20 protein-coding genes are annotated in these 18,187 nt (G+C 71.0%); 7 read left to right on the top strand and 13 right to left on the bottom strand.

Features of this window, described 5'->3' with window-relative positions; translation table 11 throughout:
- Nucleotides 1-161: 161 nt before the first annotated feature.
- Nucleotides 162-1,277 carry an acyltransferase gene (locus Q7T67_RS09300; protein ID WP_304788342.1) on the bottom strand — a complete coding sequence of 372 codons (1,116 nt, stop codon included), beginning with the start codon at nucleotides 1,275-1,277 and terminating at the stop codon, nucleotides 162-164.
- A gap of 201 nt (nucleotides 1,278-1,478) precedes the next feature.
- On the opposite strand from Q7T67_RS09300, the gene Q7T67_RS09295 reads away from it, so the two are divergent.
- From Q7T67_RS09295 to Q7T67_RS09285, 3 genes are all read left to right on the top strand, one after another.
- Nucleotides 1,479-1,694, top strand: coding sequence for an RNA-binding S4 domain-containing protein (locus Q7T67_RS09295; protein WP_304788340.1), 216 nt, complete (start codon nucleotides 1,479-1,481; stop codon nucleotides 1,692-1,694).
- Nucleotides 1,695-1,729: 35 nt separating this feature from the next.
- Nucleotides 1,730-2,143: a hypothetical protein gene (locus Q7T67_RS09290; protein ID WP_304788338.1), complete on the top strand. Its 414-nt coding sequence runs from the start codon at nucleotides 1,730-1,732 to the stop codon at nucleotides 2,141-2,143.
- 316 nt (nucleotides 2,144-2,459) lie between these two features.
- Nucleotides 2,460-3,422 carry a hypothetical protein gene (locus Q7T67_RS09285; protein ID WP_304788336.1) on the top strand — a complete coding sequence of 321 codons (963 nt, stop codon included), beginning with the start codon at nucleotides 2,460-2,462 and terminating at the stop codon, nucleotides 3,420-3,422.
- 97 nt (nucleotides 3,423-3,519) lie between these two features.
- Here the strand turns inward: Q7T67_RS09285 and Q7T67_RS09280 are convergent, their stop codons facing one another.
- Both Q7T67_RS09280 and Q7T67_RS09275 read right to left on the bottom strand, forming a co-directional pair.
- Complete coding sequence (locus tag Q7T67_RS09280) at nucleotides 3,520-4,722, bottom strand: acyl-CoA dehydrogenase family protein (protein ID WP_304788334.1); 1,203 nt, start codon at nucleotides 4,720-4,722, stop codon at nucleotides 3,520-3,522.
- A gap of 169 nt (nucleotides 4,723-4,891) precedes the next feature.
- Nucleotides 4,892-5,071, bottom strand: a complete 180-nt coding sequence (locus tag Q7T67_RS09275) for a hypothetical protein (RefSeq protein WP_304788333.1) — start codon at nucleotides 5,069-5,071, stop codon at nucleotides 4,892-4,894.
- Nucleotides 5,072-5,189: 118 nt separating this feature from the next.
- On the opposite strand from Q7T67_RS09275, the gene Q7T67_RS09270 reads away from it, so the two are divergent.
- On the top strand, nucleotides 5,190-5,387 hold the full coding sequence (locus Q7T67_RS09270) for a hypothetical protein (RefSeq protein WP_304788331.1): 198 nt from the start codon (nucleotides 5,190-5,192) through the stop codon (nucleotides 5,385-5,387).
- A 103-nt stretch (nucleotides 5,388-5,490) separates the two neighbouring features.
- Here Q7T67_RS09270 and Q7T67_RS09265 read toward each other — a convergent pair whose 3' ends face one another.
- From Q7T67_RS09265 to Q7T67_RS09235, 7 genes are all read right to left on the bottom strand, one after another.
- Entirely contained in the window at nucleotides 5,491-6,780 is a 1,290-nt protein-coding gene (locus Q7T67_RS09265) for a TIM44-like domain-containing protein (protein WP_304788329.1), read from the bottom strand.
- A gap of 126 nt (nucleotides 6,781-6,906) precedes the next feature.
- The gene (locus Q7T67_RS09260; RefSeq protein WP_304788328.1) at nucleotides 6,907-7,434 is read right to left on the bottom strand and encodes an SRPBCC domain-containing protein; all 528 of its coding nucleotides are present in this window, start codon (nucleotides 7,432-7,434) and stop codon (nucleotides 6,907-6,909) included.
- Nucleotides 7,435-8,284: 850 nt separating this feature from the next.
- Nucleotides 8,285-9,250, bottom strand: a complete 966-nt coding sequence (locus Q7T67_RS09255) for a hypothetical protein (RefSeq protein ID WP_304788326.1) — start codon at nucleotides 9,248-9,250, stop codon at nucleotides 8,285-8,287.
- Nucleotides 9,247-9,807, bottom strand: a complete 561-nt coding sequence (locus Q7T67_RS09250; protein WP_304788324.1) for an RNA polymerase sigma factor — start codon at nucleotides 9,805-9,807, stop codon at nucleotides 9,247-9,249. The genes Q7T67_RS09255 and Q7T67_RS09250 overlap by 4 nt, the downstream gene beginning before the upstream one ends.
- An 80-nt stretch (nucleotides 9,808-9,887) precedes the next feature.
- Nucleotides 9,888-10,529 carry a hypothetical protein gene (locus tag Q7T67_RS09245; RefSeq protein ID WP_304788322.1) on the bottom strand — a complete coding sequence of 214 codons (642 nt, stop codon included), beginning with the start codon at nucleotides 10,527-10,529 and terminating at the stop codon, nucleotides 9,888-9,890.
- Between the two features lie 64 nt (nucleotides 10,530-10,593).
- Nucleotides 10,594-11,139, bottom strand: a complete 546-nt coding sequence (locus Q7T67_RS09240; protein WP_304788320.1) for a hypothetical protein — start codon at nucleotides 11,137-11,139, stop codon at nucleotides 10,594-10,596.
- Entirely contained in the window at nucleotides 11,112-12,572 is a 1,461-nt protein-coding gene (locus Q7T67_RS09235; protein WP_304788318.1) for a GNAT family N-acetyltransferase, read from the bottom strand. Before Q7T67_RS09235 ends, Q7T67_RS09240 begins: the two co-directional genes overlap by 28 nt.
- A gap of 242 nt (nucleotides 12,573-12,814) precedes the next feature.
- Here Q7T67_RS09235 and Q7T67_RS09230 point away from each other — a divergent pair, with 242 nt between their 5' ends.
- Complete coding sequence (locus Q7T67_RS09230; protein WP_304788316.1) at nucleotides 12,815-13,135, top strand: hypothetical protein; 321 nt, start codon at nucleotides 12,815-12,817, stop codon at nucleotides 13,133-13,135.
- 189 nt (nucleotides 13,136-13,324) lie between these two features.
- On the opposite strand, the gene Q7T67_RS09225 is transcribed toward Q7T67_RS09230, so the two are convergent.
- Both Q7T67_RS09225 and Q7T67_RS09220 read right to left on the bottom strand, forming a co-directional pair.
- Nucleotides 13,325-14,338 carry a glucosaminidase domain-containing protein gene (locus Q7T67_RS09225; protein WP_304788314.1) on the bottom strand — a complete coding sequence of 338 codons (1,014 nt, stop codon included), beginning with the start codon at nucleotides 14,336-14,338 and terminating at the stop codon, nucleotides 13,325-13,327.
- A gap of 84 nt (nucleotides 14,339-14,422) precedes the next feature.
- Nucleotides 14,423-14,836 carry a hypothetical protein gene (locus Q7T67_RS09220; protein ID WP_304788312.1) on the bottom strand — a complete coding sequence of 138 codons (414 nt, stop codon included), beginning with the start codon at nucleotides 14,834-14,836 and terminating at the stop codon, nucleotides 14,423-14,425.
- 714 nt (nucleotides 14,837-15,550) lie between these two features.
- Here Q7T67_RS09220 and Q7T67_RS09215 point away from each other — a divergent pair.
- Complete coding sequence (locus tag Q7T67_RS09215; protein ID WP_304788311.1) at nucleotides 15,551-15,742, top strand: hypothetical protein; 192 nt, start codon at nucleotides 15,551-15,553, stop codon at nucleotides 15,740-15,742.
- 220 nt (nucleotides 15,743-15,962) lie between these two features.
- On the opposite strand, the gene Q7T67_RS09210 is transcribed toward Q7T67_RS09215, so the two are convergent.
- Nucleotides 15,963-16,634, bottom strand: coding sequence for a VanZ family protein (locus Q7T67_RS09210; RefSeq protein WP_304788309.1), 672 nt, complete (start codon nucleotides 16,632-16,634; stop codon nucleotides 15,963-15,965).
- 506 nt (nucleotides 16,635-17,140) lie between these two features.
- Here Q7T67_RS09210 and Q7T67_RS09205 point away from each other — a divergent pair.
- The gene (locus Q7T67_RS09205) at nucleotides 17,141-18,187 is read left to right on the top strand and encodes a hypothetical protein (protein WP_304788307.1); all 1,047 of its coding nucleotides are present in this window, start codon (nucleotides 17,141-17,143) and stop codon (nucleotides 18,185-18,187) included.

The following is an 18,187-nucleotide window of genomic DNA, read 5'->3' as shown; positions in this document are numbered from 1 at the left end:
GGGGCGGCCCGGGCGCACCGAGGGACGACGAAGGCCGGGCGCATCGCCCGGCCTTCGTCGTTCTCGCACCGCGCCCCACGCAGCCGCGCCCGACGCGGGGGAGGCCCGACACCGCCGCGCCCGGGGAGCCGGGCGGGCGGACCGCTCCGTCCGGGGCGCGCTCAGTCGCCCGAGGCGCCGGCCAGCGTCGGCCGCCGGGCCGGGGTGCGCGACGGCGTCCGGCGACGGGCCCAGGCGATCGCGGGCTTCTCGATCAGGTGCCACGAGACGACCGCCAGGACCGTGCTGATCGTGAGGACCAGCAGGATCGCCACGGCGGGCTGCGCCGGGAAGCGGTCGATCGACCGCAGGACGTAGATCACCGGGAAGTGCACGAGGTAGACGCCGTAGGAGAGCGTCCCGTACCACTGCAGCGGGCCGCGCTCGAAGACCACCGAGCCGGGCAGACGGCCCGTCGCCACCGCGGCGATCAGGAGCGCGAAGCCGACGCTGGCGGGGGTGTCGACCAGCGCCTGGTGCATCGTCGCGGGGCCGACGTCGAGGACGAGCCACCCGGCCTCCATCACGACGAGCGCGGTGCCGACCGTGGCCAGGACGATCGTGCCGCGGGGCGATGCACGGCGTCCGTGGGCGAGGACCGCGACGAGCATGCCCGCGCCGAACGACGCCAGGCGGGCGGGCAGCGTGTGGCGGACGTCCACGCCCCAGCCGTTGAGGGCGGCCTGACCGAGCACCACGGCGCCGGTCACCAGTAGTCCACCGCAGGCGACCGCGAGGACCGCTCGGCGGTGGCGCGGATCGGGCAGCCGGGCGGTCAGCGCGGCGACGAGGATCGCGAACACCGGCACGAGCAGGTAGAACGACGCCTCGACCGCCACCGTCCACGTCGGCGGGTTCAGGGTGCCCATCGCCGCCGGGTCGTAGACCTGCAGGAACAGGAGGAACGACGGGAGGACCGACGCCGGCTGGGCGTACCCGGAGTCGATGCTCGCGAGCACCGCCGCGGTCAGGAGGATCGCGACCCAGTACGCCGGGCCCACGCGTGCGACGCGCCGCAGGGCGTAGACGCCGATGCGGGGGAGGCGCCGACCCTCGATCGCCGCGGCTGCGAACGGCCGGAAGATCAGGTAGCCCGACAGCACGAAGAACATCGGCATGCCCAGGCGCAGCTGGCCCATCAGCCCGTCGGACAATGACCCCGGCGCGGCCAGGCCCGTGTCGGGGGCGAACATCCAGACGTGGACCAGGATGATCCCCAGGGCGGCCGCGCCGCGCATGCCGTCGAGCGCGCCGAGGCGCGGACGGTCGGACGCTGACGCCGACCCGGTCGCGGGCGCATCGGGACGTGGAGGACTGGAGGAGCTGCCGAAAGCGATGACCTGAGGCTGTCAACCCCGGGTTCATGCAACCTAAACGGGTCCGATGGGGTTGCTCGCCGCCTGCCCGCCGCGGGTCGTGGGGTCTGCGAGGATCGCCGGGTGCAGGACATCGAGATCCGTGGGGACATGATCCGGCTGGGGCAGCTGCTGAAGCTCGCCGGCGTCGTCGACTCCGGCGGCGAGGCCAAGGCCGCGCTGCAGGAGGGACTGGTCTCCGTCAACGGCGAGGTCGACGCCCGCCGAGGGCGCCAGCTGCACGACGGGGACGTGGTCGCGTTCGGCGACGACGTCCTGCGCATCGTCGCTGCAAATTGAGGGGTTCTGTCCGGCGACCGCTCTAGGTTGCCGCCATGTCGACGCACGCCGCCGCGGACCCGAGCTGGGCGGCCAGCGACCTCCTCGAGCACGCGCGGACGCTCACCGCTCTCGCGGCCGGCCCTGCGCCGTGGGACGCCGACGAGGGCGCGCTCGTCTCCGGCGTCCGCGAGCTCCACGCGCGGTGCGTCCGCCTCGAGATCGATCCCGTCGTCGCGCAGGTCCCGTCGCGTCAGCGCGCGCGGCTGGCGGAGGCCTTCGACCGGCTCGCCGGTGCCTCGGACGACCTCGCGTCGATCGTCCTCCTGCGCTGCACCGACGACGGCGGGGCGCCGGACGGCTCCACGCCCGACCTGCCGGCCCTCCTGGAGCGCGTCGCCGAACGCCACGACCACGTGATCGCCCTCCTGGGCCGCGCGGACGTCCGACGGACGCACCCGACGAGCTGACCCCGGGCGTCCGCCTCGGCGTCGCTCGGTGCCCCTCCGCGACGTCACCCGGCGCCCCGCCGTGGCCTCGCCCGGCGCCCCTCCGCGACCTCGCCCCGCTGCCCCGCCGTGGCCTCGCCCGGGATTCCGGGAGCCGTCGCCGGGGCCCCGCAGCCCCGCGGTCTCACGGGACTCTCACGGCGCGGCGCGGGGGCTGCTCTAGGCTCGATGCAGCCCCCAACGCCCGGTGTCCCCACCGGTCGGGCGGCCCCGTCCACGACGGGACCGCTCCTCCCACAGGCGCCCCGAGTCCGCGCCGGACAGAAGGAGAGTCCACATGATCCGCATCGCCCCGACGGTCCTCGCGACCGCCGCCATCGTCGCCGTCGTGCCAGCCGCGTCGCAGGCCGCCGCCCCGGTCGTCAAGCCCAGGGCCAGCACGGGCCTCGCCGGCTCGATCACCCCGGAGAGCGCCACCCTGACCGGAGCCGTCGACCCCGGCGGCGCGCCGACGAACTACCGCTTCGAGTTCGGCACCACGACCAAGTACGGCCTGAAGACCCCGCGGACGAGCGCCGGCTTCGGCGTCTCGCCGGTCGCCGCGACGGGCGGCCTCGGCGGGCTGAAATCCGCCACGCTCTACCACTACCGGATCGTCGCGAGCAACCGGAAGGGCACCGTCCGAGGGAAGGACCGCACCTTCAAGACGCCGCGCCAGCCCCTCGGCTTCGCGGTCGCCGCCAACCCGAGCGCCGTGGCCTTCGGCGGCACCACCACCATCGCGGGCACCCTCGGCGGCACCGGCAGCGCCGGCCGCCAGGTGCGCCTCGAGCAGAACCCGTGGCCCTACACCGCCGGCTTCCAGCCCGTCGGCAACGTGCTGCTGACCACCGCCACCGGCGGCTTCTCGTTCCCGGTCCTCGGCCTGGGCATCAACACGCAGTACCGGGTCAGCACCACCGACAAGACCCCGACGGTCAGCGACGTCGTCGGCACGCAGGTCGGCGTCGTGGTCACCACGAACGTCAAGCGCCGCGTGAAGAAGGGCAACACCCTGCGCTTCTCCGGCCGCGTCCGCCCGGCGAAGGTCGGCGAGCAGGTCGGCGTCCAGCGCCTCTCCGGCACCGCCTGGAAGACCCTCAAGGGCTCCCGCACCCGGACCGGCACCGCGGAGTACGCGAACTACGCCACCCGCGTGACGATCCGCAAGAGCGGCACCTACCGCGTCTTCGTCACCGTCGCGGACGGCAGCCTGCAGGGTCTGCCGGGCTCGTCGGTGCGCATCTCCCTGCGCCGCTGAGCAGGAGGCGCACGACGCCGACGGAGGACCCAGGGTCCTCCGTCGGGCGGCCGTCGGGGCGCCGGCCGTCGCGGCGGCCCCGCGGTGCCCCGGGCCGCTACGCCGGGTTCGCCGCGACCGGCCGGGCCTCGGCCTTCGACGGGCGCGGGTCGCCCAGACCGAGGTCGCGGCCGATGAGCTCCTGCATGATCTCGTTGGACCCGGCCCAGATCCGCGTCACGCGGGCGTCGGCCCAGGCACGGGCGACCTCGTACTCGTTCATGTAGCCGTAGCCGCCGTAGAGCTGGACGCAGTCGTCGATGACCCGGTTCTGCACCTCGGCGGTCCAGTACTTCGCCTTCGCCGCGTCGACGGCGGTCAGCGCCCCGTCGTTGTGCGCGCGCAGGCACTGGTCGACGTAGGCCTGCGTGACCTCGACCTCGGTGACCATCGTCGCGAGCTTGAAGCGGCTGTTCTGGAACGTGCCGACGGGTCGACCGAACGCCTGACGCTCCTTGACGTACTCCAGGGTCCGCTCGAGCGCGATGGCGGCGTGGCCGATGTTCACGCAGGCCGCGCTCAGCCGCTCCTGCGCGAGGCGCTCCATCATGTACGGGAAGCCACGGCCCTCCTCGCCGAGCAGGTTCTCGGCGGGCAGGCGGACGTTCTCGAAGAACAGCTCGGCGGTGTCGGCCTCGTGCTGGCCGACCTTGTCGAGCTTGCGGCCGCGGTTGAAGCCGGGCATGCCGTCCTCGACGACGAACATCGAGATCGCGCTGCGGGACGGACCGTCGGAGGTGCGGGCCGCGACGACCACGAGCTCGGCGTAGTAGCCGTTGGTGATGAACGTCTTGGAGCCGTTGAGGATCCAGGAGCCGTCGTCCTGCTGCACCGCGTTGGTGCGCAGCGCGGCCAGGTCGGAGCCGGCACCCGGCTCTGTCATGCCGATCGCGGTGCGCAGCTCGCCGGTGACGAAGCCCGGGAGCCAGCGCTCCTTCTGCGCCGGCGTGGAGAGCTCGACGAGGTACGGCGCGACGACGTCGGTGTGGATGCCGACGCTCGAGCCGTAGGCCATGCCGGCCTTGGCCAGCTCCTCCTGCAGCACCGCGTTGAAGCGGAAGTCGTCGAGCCCCGCGCCGCCGTACTCCTCGGGGATCCCGATGCCGAGGAACCCGGCCTCGCCGGCCTTCAGCCAGACCTCCTTGGGGATCTGGCGGGTCTCGCGGATCTCCTCGTCCCGGGGCATGATCTCGCGCGCGACGAACGCGGCGACCGCCTCCCGGAACATGTCGTGGTCGTCGGTGTAGATGTCGCGCTTCATCGGTGCTCCCTGGGTCTGACCGCCCGCAATCAAACCACCCGGCGACGGGTCCCGGGGGCACCCGTGGCCGAACGGGGCGGCCCCGGGCGGCGGGGCCGTCGTGGAGTGCTCGTTCCAGGTCCGTGGCGGACGTTCACCGGTGGCCGACGGGTGGTCGGGCTGATCGTCGTCAGTAGATCTGCTCGCCGGACGCCGGCTCCACGCTGTGGCGCTCCCGCGGCCAGAGCAGGTCCGCCGCCGCCCAGAACGGCACCCCCTCGGGCACCTCGATGACCTCTTCGTGCTCCGCCTCGACGACCCAGGGCTGCCCCTTCTTGTAGTCGCGGACGAGGGCCTTGACGCGCTTCATGCGAACGTATGTTCGTAGTAGCGCAGGACGGCACGGAAAGGCCTGCATCTGGTCGGTACGGCCACCGCGGGCCGGCCGCGACCCGACGGCCGTCGCCGGACTGCGGGATCCTCCGTGCGTGGACCGACTCCGGATCGTCAACGCGATCGACCGGGCCGCGACGCCGGTCGACCGCGACGGCGTCCGCGTCCTCCGTCGCGCCGATCTGCCGCCGGCGTTCCACGTCCCCGTGGCCGCGTTCCTGGGCCAGCGCGGCATCGTCCTCGACGAGGGCCGGTACGTCTTCGCGTCCGCGGACCTCTACCGGGACTCCTGAGGGCGGCCGCGCCGGCGGAGGAGCACATGGAGCGCGTCGCCCCGACCCTGCTGCGCCTCGCGCCGTTCGACGATTGACCCGCCCGCGGGGGGGGGCGACGGTCTCAGCCGACCGCGACGAGGCGCCAGGGGTGCTCGCGGTCCTCGGTCAGCGCGAAGGTCCACGCGTCGGTGCGCTCGCGCTCGTCGTCCTTCGACCCCTCGACGACCGCTGCGGTGGCGCGGTCCTCGCGGTACCAGCGCGCCCGGTAGCGGAGGCGCACCGACATCTGGCCCCGCTCCCCGGCGTCGGTCACCGCCACGACGGTGACCTCGTCGACCTGCGGGCCGCGCACGACGGTGCGGGTCCTCCCGGTCTCGTCGGGCCCGTGCAGCAGCCGGCGGGCGGCCTCCGGGTCCGCCAGGCGCTCGAGGTCGTCGTCGGGGCCGTCCACCGCGGTCGCCCACGCGGCGACGGCGCGGTCGACGGCGATCTGCAGGACGTCCGGGCTCCACCGGTCGTCGACGAGGGAGAGGTCCAGCGCGGCCGCGTGCGCGTCGTCCGCGAAGCTCGTCGAAGCGAGGCCGGCGACGGACCCCGAGGGCGCGCCGTCCGTGGCGATCTCCGTGCGGGATTCCGCCGCCAGCTCGGGGTCCTCGGCCGGGTCGAGGATGTTCTCCGACGTCAGGTGGTGGCCGCCCTCCTCGTCGCCCTCGATCGAGACCAGGCGCCAGTCGTCGCCGTGCTTGGCCATCGTCCAGTACTCGGAGAGGATCGTCGAGGGGCCCCTCCTGCCGGTGGCGTACTTCTTGCCCTCGGGGCTGTCGACCCAGGCGTCCATCGGCAGCTCGACGTGGAGGACGACGCGGTCGTCGGCGTCCTCGAGGCGGTTGACCAGCGTGATGAGCCGGATGTCCGGGTCCCCGGTGAGCACGACGCGGTTGTGCCACCCCTTCTCGTCGAAGTCGTCGAGACGCCGGACCCACTCGTCGAGCAGATCGCCGCCGATGAGCCGACCCAGGGCCTCCCGGTCGCGGGCGTCCCACGCGGTCTGCACGGCCACCACCAGGTCGGCGCCGGTGGCGACGAGCGCCTCGGCGTCGAAGTCCGGGTCGTCCTCGGCCGCCACCACGGCGCCGGACCGGGCCTCGCGGTCGCGCTCCGCATGGCCCCGACGTCGGCGACGCCGCAGGACGGACGCACGGGTCAGCCCGAAGACGGCCAGCCCGGCCATGGCGATGAGGAAGACGACGAACAGCCAGACGCCGCCTTCTCCTCCCGACCCCGACGATCCCCCGGAGCCGCCGGAGAACCCGCCGCCTCCACCCCCTCCACCGCCGCCCGAGAACCCCGACGACCCGGAGCCGGCCTGGGCGACGAGCGGGTGGGTCATCACGGACGCGAGGACGGGCACGCGGCCATCATCGCCCGCCGGTCGGCGGGAGTCGAGGGCCCTCGGGGCGGGTGGCCCGCCCCGGGCGACCGGCCGCGCGGGCGTCGCCGACCGGGGACGACGGCCCACCGGACGGACGAGGGCGGCTCAGGTCGCGTCGCGCTGAGCGGCGATGAAGGCCCGACCGGGGGCCGGGTCGACACCGAACCGGGCGGCGTAGAGCTCGTGGACCGCGTCCCACGGCCGGTGGGCGTCCTGCTCGCTGAGGTGTCCGCCGTCGAGGTGGGGCGGCAGGCGCGAGAGGTAGGCGTCCCAGCCGGCCGCGGTCTGCGCGGCGCGGTCCCGGTCGTCGAAGCCGTGCGTGAACTTGAGTCGGCAACCGTCGCCTTCGGCCCGGAGGTCGAAGCGGTAGGTGTCGGTGGCGAACGTCCAGGCCAGGCGGTGGGGCGCGTCGACCTCGGTGACCTCGCCGGTCGTGCCGTAGGCCTCGAACGTCTCGCCCTCGGTGGGGGTCCAGTCGGCTGCGGCGGGGAACCACCGCTCGAGCTCGGCCGGGTCGCTCACCGCCCGCCAGACGCGCTGGACCGGGTGGGCGAGCGTGCGCTGCAGGCGCACGGCGGGGCGGCCGTCGATCGTCTCGATGGTGTCGTGGGCGGTGGAATCCTCGGGGGTCATGGGCGCTCCTCCAGGTGTCGTTCCAGGGCGCCGAGGCGCCGGGCCGAGCGGTGAGGCTCCGCCGTGGCGGCGCCCGCGCTCGTGCCGTCATGGTGCCGCGCAGCGACGTCGACGTGGGAATCGCGTGGCTCGAGGCCCGTGAGCCGGCCCGCGGCACCGCCGGCCGCGGCGATCAGGCAGTCGCCGAGGTCGTTGCGGAGCTCCCGGACCCCGGGCTGGAGCCCGTCGGCTGCGTCTCCGGTGCGTTCTGCTCCGGCGGCGTGACGCGGGATGGCCTCGGGCCCCTCGTTCGCCCGCGGAAGGTGCGAGGCCTCGTGTTCTGACCTGCTCCGGACGGCGGTCGAGGAACGGCGTGCGAGCGACGATGTCCTGACCGACAAGGACTCGGCCAGCAATCAGGACACGTGGGAGGGCGACAACGTGGACGTGACCGCGTTCTACGACGACGACGGCAAGGTCAGGCAGCTCGACGACAGCACGGGGGAGAGCAAGTTGCCCTGTGCGAGGACCCGTCAATAGGCCTCTGCAACCGCGTCGGCCCGCACCTCGACGGCGAAGCCCTTCGCTCTCGACGAGCGATGCGACGGCGGTCGAGGCGCTCAACGCGGCTTCCGGGACGCCGATCGCCGGGGACCGGGAGCTGACGACGGACAGGCCCACGGGGCCGGAGCGCTGCCCGAGGCTCGCAACACCGTGGCCCTCTCAGACGTCTCGCCCACAAGACGTCACATTCGTCGGCTGCCGCAGTTGTGACACGCGCAACACCTCGCGGGATCGCCGCTGGCTCTGGAGGAATGAGCCGGGTTGGGGGCGTGGCGTGAGCCGTGTCAGAAGGGACCGCGGTCGTTGTTCAGTTCGGAAGGACGCGGCGGTAGACGACGTTGCCGTCGTGGTCGTACTGGGTGACCCGGTAGCGCCCGGACGTTCCGCCTCGGCCGAAGAAGCCGAACAGTCCCTCGCGTACGTCGATGCGGGCGGTGTAGGCCCCGGTGCCGCGCCAGATTCGTGCGGGGGAGCCCGGTCGGACGCGTTGGACGCGGACGGTGGTCGCTCGTGGATGGGCGAAAGCGGAGAAGCCTCCAGCTCCGGAGCTCCAGGTGTTGCGGATGCGGATCGGGTGCTGGCCGGGCTGGATGGGCGAGGCGCCGCCTCCGCCGCCGAGGCCGTCGGGGCGGATTCGGCGAGTCGAGATCACGTAGGCCTGGGTTGCGGGGTCTGTGTCGATCGAGCGGGCGAGTTGGTCCCGGGCGCGGTCGACGACCGCCGGATCGGCGTCGGGTGCACGGTCGTCGAGTGCGGCTCCGCGAGCCTTCTCGCATTCGGCCGGGTCAACAACGGTGAAGTTCTTGTTGGAGGTGGTGACGAGGAACAACAGGCGGGCGCCGTCGGGGAACTTTGCCAGTCGTACGGTGCTCCGAAGAACGGCCGCGCCGCCGCCGGCACGGAGCGCCTCGGCCATGACTGCGTCACTGACCGGGGCCGCAGGGGCCCGCGAGAGGTTCGGGAGCGCCCGGATGAGTTCGGGGAGCGGTTTGCCGTCGCTGAAGGTCGACGGTCCGGAGCGGGTCGTGATCGCCCGGCGGCAGGGGCCGTCGGTGGCCGTGTTCTCGCGAATCTCGCGTTGCAGGCTGTTGGCGCGGGACGCGATGCTGGGCCCATCGAGGATGCCGGCGGCGCCGGCCGCGCCGGCGAGGACGGCGGTCGGTACCAGGATCAGCAGCAGTCCACGACGGCGCCACCGGGGGCGGGTGCGGTCCGGGCGGAGCTCGCGGACGCTCTGGCGGAGCTGACGCTCGAGGTCGTCGAATTCGCTCATCGCTGATGCTCCAGTCGGGCTCGAAGGCCACGTAGGCCTCGGTGGACGTGCTGGCGGACGACGGATTGCGAGCACGCCATCTCGGCCGCGATCTCGGCGTACGTTCGTTCGTTGATGACGCGAGCGGTCAAAGCGGTCCGTTGACTCTCAGGGAGGTCGCTGAGGGCGACGAGGAGGTCGGCTTCCGACGTCCGGCCGCCGAGCTCGGTGATGCGCTCCAGCGCGGTGTCTTCCAGGACGAGCGGCTCCCGACCCAGCCGCAGACGCGCGTCGTTCTCGACGCGTTGGGCTCGCAGGCTCATGGCCAGCTTGTTCTTCGCGATGCCAAAGAGCCAGGCCGCTGCTGGCGCCCGGTCGGGATCGAACCTCGAGAGCCCGGTGACGACCGCGGCGAACGTCTCCGCCGCGAGGTCGAATGCGAGCTCAGGACGCCCGGTGCGCCGCAGGTGGAAGCCGACGACCAGTGGCAGGTAGTGGCGGTAGAAGTCCGCGAACGCGTCGTCGTCGCCGCGGGCGGCTCGGCGCAACAGCTCGGCGTCTGTTTTGGGGCGGTCCATCAGGAGCTACTTTGCTGCAGCGCCGAACTTGTGACGGCGAGATGCCGACGGATTTGTGGCGGTCTCGCAAACGACCGAACTCATCGGCGTCGGTGGGCGTACCGGACGAGGTGGCAGTCCTCGAGGTAGTGCATGAGGCCGGTGCTGCTCTGACCGGTGCTGATGTAGAAGGTGCCGTCCGGAAACTCGCGACCGATGCGTTCGGCCGGCCACAGGGCGTGAGTGATCCTCTCGTTGATGCGCTCGGCGACATCTCGCGACGGCGCGTGCGTTCCGATGATCCACAGGGCCTCGTCCTCGCGTGTTTCTCGGCGTTCGAGGTCTACGACGCCTGGGAGGTCGCGGACGAGCTTTTCGGCGTCGTCGAGTGGCAGGTCGGTGTTGGGGTCGAGGATCGCGTGGTACCAGCGCTGATCGTTGTCGTAGGTAGCCGATTCTGCGGCGTACCGGTCAAATTGGCGGCCGACGAGCACCGCCGCAGCGGCACGGTCTTCGGGGGTCATGTGGGGGAGGTCGTCGTATGGTTCGGTCCCGGCGCTCCACTCTTGGTCGTAGAGGCGGACCGTCACGCGCGCCGATCGGGCGGTTGCCCACGCGATCGCCGCCTCGAAGTCTCGGGCGAATTCGGCGGTCTCCCCACTCGGGTCGACGACGGCCTGAATCTCGGGGGGATCGATCGCGTAGCCGTCCTCGAAGTCGACGATCGCGGTCACCTCGGGCATCCCGCGATCCTGTCACGCGCATCGAGACGTCGGACAGCTCTCAAACGACCCGCGTAACGGGACGTTAAGCAGTGACGGTCTCGGCATGGCCCCGCGGAGATCGGGCGACTCGCGGCGACACTCCCGCTGCGCCGAGATCGGGGCGCTCGTGTTGGGCTTGAGGGCCGAAGGCGCCCGCCATGACGCTGGCGGCGACCAGCACACGCTGGGCGGCTTCCGGATCCACGTATTGATAGCTCTGCGGCGGGCGCTGCACCCCGTCGATCGAGACGAGAGGTTGTGAACGAAGGAGACGGTGTGCTTCAGCGATGCGTATGGCCGAGGCCTGGCGCGCGCCGGCGAAGTAGGCCCGATGCTCTCGCCGCGAGATCCCGGACACCCGGCCGAACCGGTCCCAGATGCCGGTGATTGTGTCGGCTTCGATGCTTCTGACGCGGAACCATCCGACTACCGCGCTCACTGGGGCGGTCGCGTAGAGAATGGCGTGGGTCGTGTCCGAAGCGAACGGGACGCGGCGGAGCTCGACGTGCTTGGTGCCGTCAAGGATGGCGTCCGCGTGACGGGGGTGGATGGAGATCAGCGCTATCCGCTGAGGACCTGCTTCACCCATGACATCCCTTCGGGTCGGACGTGAACGACAGTCTGGGGTTGACCCTTGACGACGCCATTCTGGCGCAGCTCCCGGATCGAACGGAACGGCGCGAGGAATCGGTCCTGACGGAAGAGCATCGCCAGAACGGGACCGTCAGCGGTCATGCTTCGCACTTCGTCCTCGGAATAGACGGTTCGCGATCCGACGAACTGTTGGATCGCTTCGGCGTCCGTGCTGACCATGGTCTGTTCCAGGACACCGACAGCGGTCAGGCCTTGTTCATCACGCGAGCGGTAAAAGAGCAGAGTGTCGCCGGGGCGTGCGGTGCGTACGTTCGCGCGGCACAAGTAGGCCTTTCGAAGGGCGTTGCCATGGGCGCGCGGGCCCGAAAGGGTCTGTTGTTGACCCGGGGCGTCTGGAAAGAGGGTGGTGTGGAATTCGGGCCGGATCGGAACCAGGAAAACGCGTCCATCTTGAACGAGGACGTTGGGCGGACCGAACTTGACGTGAAAGTCCAACGGGTCGAGCGTCGCGCGGTCCTGCGCCGAGGGCTCAAGACGTTTGACGTATCTCCGTTCTCCGCTCGGGTCGTCGGCGTGGTGTTCGAAGCCGAAGGTCTCGAGGAGCGCGATGAGTGGCTCGTGGCGCCTGAATACGGTGAGCCAGAGCACATCATGCGAAAGGTGTGCTGCACGGAACACCGTCTTCAGGAGGAGCTCTCCATACCGGCTGCCCTTGAACTCGTCGGCAACCTTGAAGGTGGAGATCTTGCCCGGGCGGCTGCCCACACCGATGGCCTCATCGAGGCCCTTCAAGATGCAGATGCCGGCGAGTTGCCCGTTCTCGGCGTTGACTATCAAGGCGCGTCGGCCGCTCCTAGCGCACTCGCGAAACCACGCGTCAAAGCCGGCGTAGTCGACGCGGAGGGAGTCGAAGAATGGGCTCTTGAGATCCACGGCGTGCATAGGGCGATCGTCAACGCTGGGGACAAACAGGACCGGCTGTGCAACGAGCCGCTCGAGCATCGCGATCGCATCGGTCACTGTGTGGACCCGGTCGCTTACGTTGAGACGCTGCGCCTTCCGATGGATCTTGGTGTCCTGGGTGATCAGCCCATGGACTGCGTCAGCGACCACGCAGCCCAGCAGCTGATGGTCGTACCAGTCGTGGGAGCGAAGACCGGGACTCCCAAGGGTGGCGATGACGTCGTTGGGGACCGCGGGGGCGTCCTCGAGTTCCGGGTAGCGGCCGCGGAGAAGCATCCGGAGCTGTCGACGGTCCGTGTCGGAGTCGTTGGCTATCTCCTCTTCGATAGTCGGATGGAGCAGGAGCTGATGCGACCCGGACGCCACGCGCGCCAACATGACAGCGAGCTCCGTGCCCGCCTCGACGTCTTGGGTGCGCCCCGGCTCGCTGCTGATCAGGACGTTCGTATCGATTAGGAACCGCACGAGCTCCTACCTGGTGGGTGCTCTCTCCGGGGCCATCACGCGATAGCGAGGCTAACGCGGCGGGCCGCCAGAACCACAATGCCTGGACTTGTCGCAGTCGGCGAACGCTTGGCGGGCACGAGTCAGCGCGCCGAATTGCGGCGGGCGGCGGCCTAGGTCAGAAACGACCTGGCGGGTCCGGTCCAGCGTTCGTCGGCGGGGCACGGGGCTCGAGGCGCCGACGCATGACCGACCATGTTCGGATGACGTCTCGCGCGCTCTCCGGATCGTCGGTCGGAGCCCTACGCACGTTCGCCTACTGGATCGCGAACGGCACCGTCGGTCTCCCGGCGCTCGAGGGCGTCGACTACTGGGCGACGATGCGGGCCGAGCCGAGCCTGATGGAGCAGGTGTTCGCGATCTTCGGGAACGTCCTCCGGGTGGACGAGGCCGGCCGCGTGGTCAACGCGAAGGACGCAGAGCGCCGGGCGAGCGCGTGGCTGCACCAGTACATGACCGGCGTGTTGGCCGAGCCACCGTTCGAGGACTGGGAGGTCGAGCTGCACGGGCCGTTCGGCGCCTGATCAGCGGTTCGCCGCCCTTCGCCGACCACCAGCTGTTCCGCCTCGGCCTGAGAGATCCTGGGGGAGAAGTCGGGCGTGTGCGGCGCCCGTCACCGGGGCCGGCCTGGCTTGAGCGTCGCTGAAGCGAGCTGGCTCTCCCCAGAGCACGTCGAGACCGACCGTCATGGTGCGCGCGCGAGACTGCGCCGTTCAGTCCCAGCGCGTGAGTCGGTGCTGCTTGATCAATGCGATGAGCGTCGACGCGTAGGACGGGTCGGTCGCGTAACCGGCGCGTGCGATCGCCCGGGCGAAGCGCTTCGGGCTCTTGCTGTAGCGGAACGCCGTCGCGTAGCGCGGGTTCTCGCGCAGGAACTTGCCGTGGTCGACGAACGAGGCGCGCATCGTGCGGTAGGCGCGGAATTGGGCGATCTGCCGGACGTTCTTGCCGCCTTCGGACTCGTTCGTCGGCTGATGGATGCAGGCCACGGCGAAGGAGCCCCAGCGGTAGATGCCGGCGACGGTGTCGACCCCCTGGGCCTTGATCCCGAAGAAGTTGTTCGCTCCGGCGGTGGCCTTGCCGTCGTCGGACTCCAGGATCGCCTGGGCCAGGATCACCGACGCCGGGACACGCGTGGCCTTGTACGAGCTTCGGGCCTTCGGGCCGGCAGCGCGCAGGAACGCCGCACGGGATCGGGGTGCCTTCAGCAGTCGCACGGGCCGCCGCAGGAAGCACTGCCCCTGCGTGCCGCGCACCCGGGTGGGGATGGGTGCACCGCACGGCGGTGCGACGAGGACGTCCTTCGTCGACGTCCGGGTGAACGCGTCGGGCAGGTAGGCGATCTCCCCGCTGGGCAGCTGCACCTGGTCCCAGATCCGTGAGGACCCTTCGGGCCCGTCCTTGCGCTCGGCGTTGATCTGGCAGCGGATCAGCAGGTTCTGGCCGTCGGTGACCGCGCCGCCGGGCTCGGGTGAGCGCGGGTCCTTGCGGGTGAGGAGCTGAGATCCCGGGTCCTGCGTGTGGACGATCCCGACAGGTGACGGCGCCTGCGCAACCGTGAGGACGCGGGGCGAGACGACGTCACCGGGTGCGCGAACGGCAGGCGCCGGCTGCGCTGACCCGAGCAGAGGCGGCGGGCCTGGGGCGGCGCCGGCGGTGGGGGACAGGGCGACGCAGGCAAGGCCGGAGAGCGCCACGGTGAGCAGGACGGGACGGTGAGCACGCATGGGGACACCGGGACGGTAACGGCGGCCGTCCAGGTCGTGGCCTGGACGTCGAGGGTTGGCCTTCGGAAACCACCCGGTGGTCGGTTAGTCGTAGCCGAGGCAGCCAGCCAGTGTGGACGTTCCGGAGGACCACTCTGGGATCTCTGTGATGCCGGCGGCGACGGGTGCTGCCGCCCAGGCCGGGACGACCCCGCCGGCGAAGTTGCATTGCTCCTTCCATGTCATCTCGACGGGGGAGCTCACCCCGACCGAAACGGCCGCACCGATGAGTAGGGCCGCCAGGACGAAGTGCTTTCGAATCGGCCGTCGCGTCGCTCGGCGCACGATCAAGACAACTGCCAGCAGCACCGTCAGCGCGGCTATGGGCGCCAGCGGGGCCAGCACGATGACGACGTATTCGATGCTTTCGGTGGAGGTCCCGCCGAGCGCATAGAGCACGGTGAAGATCGGAAACGGAGCAGCCAGCAGACCGGCCGCGAGCCAGATTCGGCGGGACACACGCACACCGCGATCCTGCCACGCGTCGCGAAGCCGACGACCCAGATGCGATCAGTTGCGCGGGCGCTTCTGCAGGAGAACCCCGAGGGTCGACTCCTCGTCGCCGGGCCGAACGCCGAGACAGTCGAATCGCATGTTCCCTCCCCGGCCCGGCTCGCAGCCGTAGGTGTTGCGTCGCACCTTGTAGGTAGCGGGTTCTCCGAGCCGACGGGACACGTATCGCGCAACGACTGTTGCCTCATGACACGTCAGGCCGCGGGTGTAGAGGTAGCCGCCGTAGTGCGACCTCGGTGCGCCGGCTGGCTCGCGGACGACCACCTTGCCGCACGTCTTGAGCGGGAACCGACGGCGAGCGGCTCGACGTCCATCCGTTCCTCCATCGCACCGGAAGGGCCTTCGACGAGCATGGCAACGAGCTGCCGCCAGGGACGCCCACCGTCGGGCCCTGGCGCCTGCAGAGCTTCCGGACGGTCGATGACCGAGTGAGCACAGCACTCGGTATCCCGCTGGTGCCAGACACCGAGGAGTGATTCAGCGCCCATCTGCGTGTGGGTGCCGGGCCCGAAAGTGTCGCTAGCGACCCGAGCGGTCGACGGTCGCCTATCGGGCTCCTGGAACGGCTCGGGCGCGCCGGCGAGCGCCTCGCGGGTACGGCGTTTCGGGCGCTCAGCCGTAGGTGACACTGCGCCAGACCCACCAGCTCGAGGACCTCACGTGCAGCTCAATCTTTCCGATCGCAGTCTCGTCATCTCGTCCGTCGTCGCCGGCCTGATCTATCTGGTCATCGCACTGGCCACCGGAGCGTCGTTCATCGGTGCGCTCATCGGGGCGCTCATCGTCGTCGTGGTCGCGGCGCTGATCAACGTGGCCATCCGCACGCTCAACCACCGTCGTTCGCGCCACTGACGCGAGGCTGGCGTGAAACGACGCCGAGGCACGACCGCTGGGACATCGAGACGAGAAGGCGCGACAGCGGAGAGAGCGACGCGAGTCGCCCCGGGCACTGGCGCCACACGGTCCGTGTCCGAGACGACCGTGCCCTGAACGCCTTGTGCTGGCACCGGGTCCTCTACGACCGGCGTCGGTCTCAGTCGACGGGTCGCGGAGCGCCGTCGGTCGCTGACGATCAGGTGCCTAGTTCGCCGGTGTCGACCCTGGCTGAACGTCGGTCGCGCTGTGTCGGCGAGCGGACAAGCCCGGCTGTAGGCCAGGCGAACGGCGAGAGAAGTCGCCGGGTGGGCGCGAACGCCGTGGCTGCGCGCACTGCGACGTACCCGACGGGTGCGCCGAGAACGTTGGCGAGCAGGTCGTTGACATCGGCGACGTGGCCACCGTTGCCGGTGAGGGCGTTGACGAGCTGCAGGACCTCGATGGTGAAGCTGAGCACGAACGCGGCTGCGGCCAGTGCGCCGACCGACCGGATGGGCAGAACGAGCGGGAGCAGGACACCCAAGGGGGCGAAGATCAGTGCGTTGCGCGCCATGTCGGCCGGTTCGGTCCCTCGCAGCGGGACGAGGTTCAGATAGCTCGTCCACGCCCCGCCGCTCGCCGCATCGAGGTAGATGGGGAAGGCGCTGTTGACGACGATGCCTGCCGCGTAGACGCACAAGGCTGCACCGACGAGAAGCCGCGGCAGCGACAGAGCGGCTCGGCGTCGAAGGACCGTCGCCGTGATGATGAGACCGACGGTTCCGAGGGCGATCGCCGCAGGCGCGCTTGAGATCTCGTGCGGCGGGAAGGTCACGGCCGGAAGACGATAGGGCTTGCCGGCCGCGCTCCTGACCTTGGCATAGAGCACCGAGCGGTACCCAGGAGTGCCGGGGCGCCAATCGACGGCGGGGAGCGCATCGCTCCGCCTCCGGTGGGGTTTTGAAGGCATCCCGTCCCACCGTCCCAGGTGATCACGTGCAGCCCCAGCCACGGCGTCCTCGCGACGGCACCCGCATCTCCCTCTTCGCCGCGGTAGCGCTTCTCGGTGTTGCTTTGCCCTGCAGCCCTTCAGCCGCTGCCACAGGGAGCCGGTGCACGACGGCGCCCGAGCGGATCATCGCGACCTGGGGTGCATGGGACCCGGTCAGCCCTTCGCTGATCGCCACGCGGCAGCCCGACAGCGACACGCGAACGACGCTGGAGAACGATCTTGCCGTCGACCCCAGGCTCCGCCAGGGAAGCATGGCGCGACAGGCTCACCTCGGGGTGCGGACGGTCCGCACCGCCCGGGGGATCGGCCAGCCGCAGCTCTGCGGAGCGGGCAGGCGAATCGTCCGTCTCCCTCCGATCGGGCGACGGTCGATCGTGGGCGCGGTGTCCGTGAACGGCTCGTTCGTCGCATGGAGGGTCTGGCGTCCCGGCGAACGGGGCCGCGTCTACCGCGGCCAGGTCTCGCGCGGTCGTCTGCACGACGTCGAGCGAGCGGTGACGCCGAAGAGTCCCAGGGACGAGGCCGTCGACGGACGTCTCATCGTGGTGCCGGACGGACTGGTGGCGTGGGGGACCGGCGATGCATCGTCGAAGGGCACCTTCTCGAGGGTCTACGTCTGGGAGCGAGCGGGGCGTCCCCGGAGCACGCGGCTTGCGAGCGACGAGTTCGGGCAGGCGGCGTATCTGATCAGCATCCGGCCCGTCGACGCCCGCCACGTCCTCACCAACGCGAGCGACACGCCCATCGTCGTCGGCCGGCCAACGCGCGGGTCCTGCCCGAAGCCGGTCGTCGGGACCTGGGCGGCCTTCGGCGATCGGCAGATCCTGGCGGTCGTCGACACCGACCGTCGCACGGAGTCGGACTCCGACGGCGACATCGCGAGGGGAGGATGGGTCCTGGTCTGCGACCCGTCCACCGGAGATCCGGAGTCCGTGATCTCGGAGAGCTTCTTCGGTGACAAGTACGGCTACACCGACACCACGTTGCGGCGCATCATCCGAGACGGCCCGTGGATCGTCGCCGAGCGGACCGTCGGGACCACGGACATCATCGACACCCGCGACCGCAGCCAGGCCAGCGCCCCGGGCTTCGTCGACGTCCCTGGCGTGCCGGTGCCGGCGGACGTGCAGGGCCCGGTACCGCAGACGCCCACGCCCGCGGGTGTGGTGCTGGTTCCCGGCGCGATCGCGTCGACGTCGACGAGCGGGACCTCCGGGCGCGGCATCGTGCTCCGCGACGCGACGGGCCGGCGCGTGGTGGGACACGGGCCTCCGGGCAAGGGCACGGACTACGCCTTCCGCGGCATCGCCCCGACCCTCACGCTCGACGCGACCACGCTGACCTGGACGACCGCCGACCAGCCCGGGCGTGCAGACGTCCATCCGCTTCCCACCGGACCGATCACGACCGTGCTCCGCAGAGACCTCTGA

The sequence above is a fragment of the Patulibacter sp. genome, assembly GCF_030655195.1.
GTDB lineage: Bacteria > Actinomycetota > Thermoleophilia > Solirubrobacterales > Solirubrobacteraceae > Patulibacter.
The sequence above is the reverse complement of the archived record's forward strand: the minus strand, read 5'-3'. Positions and strand labels throughout refer to the sequence as shown.